We start from the raw sequence: 8,291 nt of genomic DNA on the forward strand, positions 1-8,291 counted from the left end.
TGTCGCTGGCAAGCCTGCGCATGCGCAACAACCGCTAGTCGAACAACGCCTGGATCGCCGCCAACCCCGCACTGGCGCGCTCTTTCTTGCGCTCGGCATCGGCCACCGGGTCGGCGCCGTCGCGCTGCAGTTCTTCGGCCGGAATCTCGTCGAAGAACCGGCTCGGCTTGAGCCGCACATGCTCGCCGAACTTGCGCGTCAGCTTGCTGTGGCTCATCCACAGCTGCTCCTTGGCGCGGGTGATGCCCACGTACAGCAGGCGGCGTTCTTCCTGCAGGTTGCCTTCTTCGAGGCTCACTTCATGCGGCAGCACGCCGTCTTCGCAGCCGACGATGAACACATAACGGAATTCCAGGCCCTTGGACGCATGCATGGTCATCATGCGCACCTGGTTGCCGCCGTCGTCCTTGTCGTTGCGCGACAACAACGCCAGCTGCGCGGCCAGATCACTGGCGCTTGCCCCACGCGGGCCGCCTTCGAACCACTCGGCCAGTTCGTCCAGGTTGCGCTTGCGGCGCTGGAAGCCGGTTTCGTCCTTGGACTGGTTGCGCAGGTCGTTGAGCAGGCCGGATTTTTCGGCCAAGGTGCGCACCAATTCGCCCGCCGGCATCGCGGCCGAATGCTCGCGCATATCGCGCAGGATGTCGGTAAACGCGCTCAGGCCGTTGGCCGCACGCGGCGGCAAGTGCTGCAGCGCGCCCATCGATTCGGCCGCGCGCGACATCGGCACCGACTTGGCACTGGCCAGTTCGGCCAATCGCGCCAGCGAGGTCGCACCGACTTCGCGCTTGGGCGACTGCACCGCACGCAAGAACGCCGCGTCGTCTTCGGGATTGACGATCAGCCGCAACCACGACAACACGTCCTTGACTTCCTGCCGCTCCAAAAACGCAGTGCCACCGGTCAGGTGATACGGCACGCGCAGCAGCTGCAGCGCTTTTTCCAGCGGCCGCGATTGAAAATTGCCGCGGAACAGGATGCAGAAATCGCTCCACGGCACCTGCTTGGCGGTGCCCAGAAACGAGATCTCCGCGGCGACCTTTTCGGCCTCGTGCTCGCTGTCGCGGCATTCCCACACACGAATGCGCTCACCGTCGGCCTGGTCGCTCCACAGCGTCTTCAGATGCTCGTGCGGGTTGTGTGCGATCAAGGCATTGGCCGCGCGCAACACGCGGTTGGAGCAGCGGTAGTTCTGTTCCAGCTTGATGATTTCCAGGGCCGGATAATCGCGCCCCATCTGCTGCAGGTTCTCCGGATTGGCGCCGCGCCAGGCGTAGATGCTCTGGTCGTCGTCGCCCACGCAGGTGAAGTTGCCGCGCGGCCCGGCCAGCATCTTCAGCAGGCGGTATTGCGCATCGTTGGTGTCCTGGCACTCGTCCACCAGCAGATAGCCGATGCGCTCGCGCCAGCCCATCACGATCTCTTCGTTGCCCTCCAGAATCTGCACCGGCAGGCGGATCAGATCGTCGAAGTCCACCGCGTTGAAGGTGGTCAGCCGCGCCTGGTAGCGCTCGTACAGGCTGGCCGCTTCCTTTTCGCGGTTGCTGCGCGCCGCGGCCATCGCCTGCTCGGGCGACATGCCGGCGTTCTTGGCCCGCGAGATCAGATTCTTGGCGTCCTCGATCGCATCGGGCTTGGCGCCATGCATCAGGTCCTTGATCTGCGCGGCGGCATCGTCGGAATCGAAGATCGAGAAGCCGCGCTTCAAACCGGCAGCGGCGTGCTCGATCTGCAGGAACTTCAGCCCCAGCGCGTGGAAGGTGCAGATGGTCAGCCCCTCAGCGCCGTCGCCACGGATGCGCTTGGCCACACGCTCGCGCATTTCCTTGGCGGATTTGTTGGTGAAGGTGATCGCGGCGATGCGCTTGGCCGGATAGCGGCCAATGGCGATCAGATGCGCGATCTTCTCCACGATCACGCGCGTCTTGCCGCTGCCGGCACCGGCCAGCACCAACAAGGGACCTTCGCAGTGCAGCACTGCGGCGCTTTGCGGGGGATTGAGACCGTGCATAGAGGCTTCCAACAGAGCGGGCCATTGTACCGGCGCCGCGTCGGGCGAGCCGGTGGTGCCGGTTCATGCTGCCCAGCCAGTACCGCATGCCGCGCGGCCCGGTAAAATCCACCGATGGCCAAGCTCTATTTCTACTATTCGGCAATGAATGCCGGCAAGACCACCACCTTGCTGCAGTCCGCGCACAACTACCGCGAACGCGGCATGCGCACGTTGATCCTCACGCCCAAGCTCGATCACCGCGCCGGCAGCGGCGTGGTGGCCTCGCGGATCGGCCTGCGCGCGGACGGGCGCACCTTCGATCGCGATACCGAGTTGCAGCAGCTCATCGAGCGCGATATCCAGGCTGAGGGTGCGCTGCATTGCGTGCTGGTCGACGAGGCGCAGTTTCTCAACCGTGCGCAGGTCTGGCAGTTGAGCGAGGTGGTCGACCGCCTGCGCGTGCCGGTGCTCTGTTACGGGTTGCGCACCGACTTCCGCGGCGAGCTGTTCGAGGGCAGCCAGTTCCTGCTGGCCTGGGCCGACGAGCTGGACGAGATCAAGACCATCTGCCACAGCGGCAGCAAGGCCACCATGACCGTGCGCGTGGATGCGCAAGGGCATGCGGTACAGGACGGCCCGCAGGTGGAGATCGGCGGCAACGAGCGCTACGTGTCGGTCAGCCGTGCCGAGTTCAAAAAGATCATGCGTGGCGAAGGCCGCATCGACCCGCTGCAGATTGCACTGCCGTTGCCGCCTGCGGGGGCGTAACGCCCCACCGCCTCATTCTGCCAGCGGCGCAGCGCGCAGTGATGACTCACTGAAGAATTCAGCCGAAATGCCGTTAATCATCTGGCTCGCTATGCGCTTGTGATGCGAGGCTAAACCCAGGCGGGCATTCAATCGCCGCTGTATATCTGCGCCCCACCAACCAGCGTATCGTTTGCCCAGCGTTGCAGCGATCTACATGCAACCAAGCTCCACCACAGTCCTGTAAGCTTGCGACCATCCATTTGTCGGGAGGCAATACATGGGTCCGCTTCCTCCCGAATTACGTGCAGATATCGCGCGTGTTGGCCGGCTATCGTCGGTCCCCGATGTGCTGACCATCCTGACTCGTCTGACCGGCATGGGGTTCGCCGCCGTCGCGCGCGTGACCGATACGCGCTGGGTGACCTGCCAGGTGCGCGACGACCTGTCCTTCGGTCTGACGCCTGGCGACGAGCTGCCCCTGGTCACCACCTTCTGCGACAGCGTGCGCACCCAGGGCAATGCGTTGTGGTTCGGCCATGCCTCCGAGCATCCGGTCTTCCGCGACCACCCCACGCCGCGGCTCTATGGCTTCGAAAGCTATGTCTCGGTGCCGATCAAGTTCGACGACGGCAGCGTGTTCGGCACCTTGTGCGCGCTGGACCCATTACCGCGCGTCATGGACGCACCGATGGTGGAAAAGGTCGAGCTGCTGGCGCAACTGTTGGCAGCGCAGATCCAGGCCGAGCAGCGTGCCGAAGAAAGCGCACAGGAATCGCTGCGGGCACGCAGCGAACTGGGGCGCATCGGCGCCTCGGCGCGCCTGCGCGAAGAGTTCATCGGCATTCTCGGCCACGACCTGCGCAACCCGCTGCAGTCCATGCATGCGGTGGTGGACGTGCTGGCCATCGACCCGCTCAACCAACGCCAGGGCGGTGCGATCCGCTCGATGCAGCGCAGCCTTCGGCGCATGGAAGAACTGATCGACTTCGCTTCCGATTTCGCACGCGGCATCGAACGCGACTGGCTGCAGCTGGACTACGGCAACGGCAGCGACCTGCTCGATGCGCTCTCGCAAGTGGTCGACGAAACCCGCGCCGCGTACCCCAACCAGGTGCTGTCCACGCATGTGGCCATCGACGAACCGGTACATGGCGATGCCGTGCGCCTGGCGCAGATGTTCGGCAGCCTGATGATCAACGCGGTGGTGCAGGGTCAGCAGAGTTCGCTGATCAAGGCGGTTGCAGTGACCGAGAACGGCCGCCTGCGCATCGAAGTCTGCAATCTGGACGGCATCGATCCGCGCCGGCTCGATGTGCTGCAAGCCTCCACCCATGTACACACCCCCGGACGGGCATTGCCCGAAGTCGATCTGGGTCTGCATATGGCCGCCCAGATCGCCCAGGCCCATCAAGGCGAACTGCGCATCACCAGCGGCAAGGATGGCACCTGTTTCCGTGTAGAGCTGGCCTGCGTGCGCCCGCGTGCACGCATGCAACTGGTCAACAGCGCGACGTCGGCCTGAGCCGGGGCGCGTTGGCGGTGCATCAATAACTGCGCGGCTGTCACGCGGCCGCGGTCGATCCTCAAAATCGACGGTCTGGCATCACGCTGTTCGTAAGTCACTGACGATGGTGCCACTTATCGATCGCGCAGCATGGCTGCGCGACGTGCCTGCGCCCTAGTAAATCTTGCGCTCGCTCGCCGGCGGCGGCGTCCATTGGTACAGCCAGGTTTCGGTCAGCGGCTTGCCGTTGGCGCGCAGGAACAGACGGATATCGATCTGCTGGGTGCTGTCATCTGGCGGCACCAGGTCGAACATCGCCCGATAGCCTTTGAGTTCATGCAGCGGACGCGCCGATACGATCTCGGTAGTTCCGCGCGACACCTGGATGATCGCCTCGACCTTGGTCTTGGAATCCTTGACCAATGCAGCCAGGTCGCCGCCCGCGAAATCCACCGCAAACCGCCAGGAAAAATGGCTGCGCTTCTGCCCGACGATGCCGCCCAGGCCGGTGCGCGTGGCCACGCAATGCGCCAACGGCGAGCTGGCCGGCGGGTGCGCGCCCCAATACAGGCGATATCCCATCAGCAGCTCCTGCCCCGGCTGCGGCTTGGCCTGCGGATTCCAGAACGTCACGATGTTGTCGAAGGTCTCGTCCACGGTCGGAATCTCGACCAGTTGCACCGAGCCCTTGCCCCAACCGCTCTTCGGCTCGACCCACAGGCACGGGCGCTTCTCGTAGAACACGCCATCGTCCTGGTAATGGTCGAAATTGCGATCGCGCTGCAGCAACCCGAACCCGCGTGGATTCTCGTCCACAAACATGTTGAAGCGCAGCTGCGGCGGGTTGCACAACGGCCGCCAGATCCATTCCCCGCCGCCGGTCCACATCGCCAACCCGTCGGTGTCGTGGATCTCCGGGCGCCAGTCCCAATCCATCCGGCTGTCGTTTTCGCCCACCTGGTACATGCTGGTGCACGGGCCAATGCCCAGCCGCTCGATGGCCTTGCGCGGATACAGCGCGCTGTCGATGTCCATCACCAGCACCTCGCCATTGGTGATGGCAAACCGATACGCGCCGGCAACACTGGGCGAGTCCAGCAGCCCGTACACCACCACAGTGTCCGAATCGTCCGCCGGCTGCTCCAGGTAATAGGCGATGAAATCCGGAAACTCCTCCGGCCCGCCCGTTCCGGTATCGATCGCCAAGCCACGCGCCGACTGCCCGTATTGGCCTTCCTTGCCTACCGCACGGAAATAGCTCGCGCCCAGAAACGCGGAAAAGTCGCGGTCGGTGTCCTTGCGCGTGTTCAGACGAAATCCTGCAAACCCCAGGTCTTTAGGCAACTGCTTGCCGCCCAGCCCGCTGCTGCCGTAATCGAACGCAGCCGGGTCATAGGCCAGCTGCTGCGCCTTGCCATCGACGATGTCGTAGATGTGCACCGGGGTATGGAAGTACAGCCCCAGGTGGAAGAATTTCGCCTGGAACTTGCCATTGCCATCGGCCCATAGCGCGTGGTCCTGACGGTAGCGGATCGACTGGTACTGATCCCAGTTCAACGCCTCCAACGGGCCCGGCAGCACCTGCTTGTGGCTTTTGTACGGTGACTTGGCCAGCGCACGCGCCTGCCCCTTCAGCCAGGCATAGTCGAACGGCTGCGGCTGCCCCAACCGACGCAGTCCTACCGCCTTGGCCGCCAACGCCCATTGCGGCAACGCCGGCAAACCGAGCGCGGCCAAAGCGGCAGCGGCATTTTTCAGGAAGTGGCGTCGTTGCATGCGCATCGATCTGATCAGGGAATGGCGACATCATAGCCACAGCCCGGCCTGCACGTGAATGCGACGCTCAGGGCACCGCTGAAGAAGACGCGCACGCATTTCTCAGCCCCAGCTCTTTCGCCTTGCTGCACAGGAACTGTCGCTGTGCCTGCTGTTCGTCAGGGCCGCTGTAACGCAGCAAGGTCCACTGCTCCTGCGCCTGCATCTGGGCACCGGGTGCAAGCTGCCGATACGGCGCATGCACCTCCATTTCCAGCAGTCCTTGCTCGGGGTGCTGTGGTGGCGCATCCAGATACAACTCCACCTGCCCTTGTTCAGGGTGAATCGCCGCCGGTGGCTGATGCGTAAAGCGGATCACCAGCACCTGACCACCTGCAAAACCCGCCATCCAGCCAGCCGAAGGCTGCAGCAACAGCTTGCCGCGCTGGGTCAGCCCGTCCTGCCGTGTATCGGCACTCAGCACGAAAACGCCCTCGTGATGGCGATACGTCGGCGCAGTCGTGCCAGCCTCCGTCGGCGGTTGAACGCGGATATCAGCCCCGTTGGCCACCGGGACGAAGACACGCGTACTTGCTGCAACCCGCGTGTTGAACCACAGATCCCAAGCGATAGGCTGTTTGCGGATATTGCGTGCAGTGGCCTCCACTTCCACGGTATCGGCACGCGTGGATGAGAGCGCAACACGCTTGCGTAGTTGCACACCGGTGACCGGACTGGGTACGCCTTCCAGGATCAGTTGATCGCCACTGCGTGTAACCGGGCGTGTGGTTGCCAATGATAGATACGGATCCGGCGGCCACACTGCAGCTGCGGCTTTACGTGCGGGGTTGACCTGTTGATGCAGCCACCACTGACTCTGCGGCCCTACCCAGACATCGTGGCCGAGATATGGGATATCGCCTGCAGTGGCAGAGACCTCCGGCGCAGGTTGCTGGTCTACGGCGATGCCCGTCTTCAACACGTTGGGGTGTCCACGCAAATTGAAGGACAGCACTCGCCCACCGAGCGCAGGCGTGGCACTGAGCTCGATAACCTCGTTATGCAACTGGATGCGCTCGATTGCGGCCTCGGGGCTGGACGCAAGCTCCGCGGCACACACACTTGCTGCAGGCTGCAACGTAAATGCACCAACAGCAATGAGCGGCACGAAGCAACGCAATAAGGCAGGCATGTACAACTCCAATCGCAGGACGCAACGATTGTGGCGCGATGCAGAGCCACGCACCAGCGAGCCATCGGTGACTGCGGTTCTGAGCGCGCCCTTTGCATTTACCTCAGGGCTGCTCGCCAGATGCCTTCGCTGATTCAGAACTGGCTACTGTTGTTTCGATCAGCGCGTGTGACCTAGCCAGCTGTCAACGTTGGCAACTCCCGCACCACACCGTCGCGCGTTGTCCGATGGTGGCGTGTTTCAACACACGTCCACACTGCTTGCAGGCCTTACCCTCACGCCCATACACCGTGAGTTCCTGCTCGAAGTAACCAGGCGCACCGTCCGGGCTAATGAAATCACGCAACGTCGTACCTCCGCGCTGGATCGCATATCCCAGAATGTCTTTGACTGCTGTAGCCAAGCGCCGGTAGCGGTCCAACGATACTTTTCCAGCCTCTCGCAAGGGGCTGAGTCCCGCGCGATGCAGGCTTTCGGCAGCGTAAATATTCCCCACGCCGACGACGACCGCTTGATCCATCAGAAAGGTTTTCACCGCGGCCCGACGTCCACGCGCCAATGCATGCAGATAATCGCCAGTAAATGCATCCGATAATGGTTCGGGACCAAGTGCAGCAAGCAACTCGTGAGCCTGCGTATCGGATTGCCACAGCAGGCAGCCGAATCGGCGCGGATCGTTGAAGCGCAGCACGCGTCCATTTTCCAAACTGATATCCACATGATCGTGCGCACGCGGCAATGTATCGCCAGGCAACACGCGCAGACTTCCGGACATTCCAAGATGCAGCAGCGCACTGCCGCCAGCATTGGTATCGATCAACAGATACTTGGCGCGACGTCGTACGTTGGTAATGGTGGCGCCAGGAAGCAGCTGCTCGATCTGCTCGGGAATGGGCCAGCGCAGATCCGGTCGTCGCAGGATGACGCCATGAATCCGTTGGTCAACCAGATGCGGGGCCAGGCCGCGCAAGGTGGTTTCGACTTCGGGCAGCTCAGGCATGCAGATATCCAAATAGGCGAGGCCGGCGATGTTGCCGACGTGACGGATATGGTGGCGGAGCCAGATAAACCCAAATCTCGTGTTAGCCAGATCTACG

The 8,291-nt window shown here is 63.0% G+C and carries 6 protein-coding genes; 2 read left to right on the top strand and 4 right to left on the bottom strand.

The window, feature by feature from the left end; all coding sequences use genetic code 11:
* Window positions 1-34: 34 nt before the first annotated feature.
* On the bottom strand, window positions 35-2,011 hold the full coding sequence (locus tag XcyCFBP4188_RS17140; RefSeq protein ID WP_006452669.1) for a UvrD-helicase domain-containing protein: 1,977 nt from the start codon (window positions 2,009-2,011) through the stop codon (window positions 35-37).
* Between the two features lie 114 nt (window positions 2,012-2,125).
* Here XcyCFBP4188_RS17140 and XcyCFBP4188_RS17145 point away from each other — a divergent pair, with 114 nt between their 5' ends.
* Together XcyCFBP4188_RS17145 and XcyCFBP4188_RS17150 are read left to right on the top strand one after the other, a co-directional pair.
* Window positions 2,126-2,761 (top strand): thymidine kinase, encoded by a 636-nt coding sequence (locus tag XcyCFBP4188_RS17145; protein WP_006452668.1) that lies wholly within the window; start codon window positions 2,126-2,128, stop codon window positions 2,759-2,761.
* 259 nt (window positions 2,762-3,020) lie between these two features.
* Window positions 3,021-4,265, top strand: coding sequence for a GAF domain-containing sensor histidine kinase (locus tag XcyCFBP4188_RS17150; RefSeq protein WP_104592507.1), 1,245 nt, complete (start codon window positions 3,021-3,023; stop codon window positions 4,263-4,265).
* 156 nt (window positions 4,266-4,421) lie between these two features.
* Here XcyCFBP4188_RS17150 and XcyCFBP4188_RS17155 read toward each other — a convergent pair whose 3' ends face one another.
* From XcyCFBP4188_RS17155 to mutM, 3 genes are all read right to left on the bottom strand, one after another.
* Complete coding sequence (locus XcyCFBP4188_RS17155) at window positions 4,422-6,023, bottom strand: OpgD/OpgG family glucan biosynthesis protein (protein ID WP_104592513.1); 1,602 nt, start codon at window positions 6,021-6,023, stop codon at window positions 4,422-4,424.
* A 67-nt stretch (window positions 6,024-6,090) separates the two neighbouring features.
* A complete protein-coding gene (locus XcyCFBP4188_RS17160; protein ID WP_043910777.1) occupies window positions 6,091-7,194 on the bottom strand; it encodes a DUF4380 domain-containing protein in 1,104 nt (367 codons plus the stop codon).
* Between the two features lie 184 nt (window positions 7,195-7,378).
* Window positions 7,379-8,194 carry a bifunctional DNA-formamidopyrimidine glycosylase/DNA-(apurinic or apyrimidinic site) lyase gene (mutM, locus tag XcyCFBP4188_RS17165; protein WP_043910770.1) on the bottom strand — a complete coding sequence of 272 codons (816 nt, stop codon included), beginning with the start codon at window positions 8,192-8,194 and terminating at the stop codon, window positions 7,379-7,381.
* Window positions 8,195-8,291: the final 97 nt, after the last annotated feature.

Source organism: Xanthomonas hortorum pv. cynarae (assembly GCF_002939985.1).
GTDB classification, from domain to species: domain Bacteria; phylum Pseudomonadota; class Gammaproteobacteria; order Xanthomonadales; family Xanthomonadaceae; genus Xanthomonas; species Xanthomonas hortorum_D.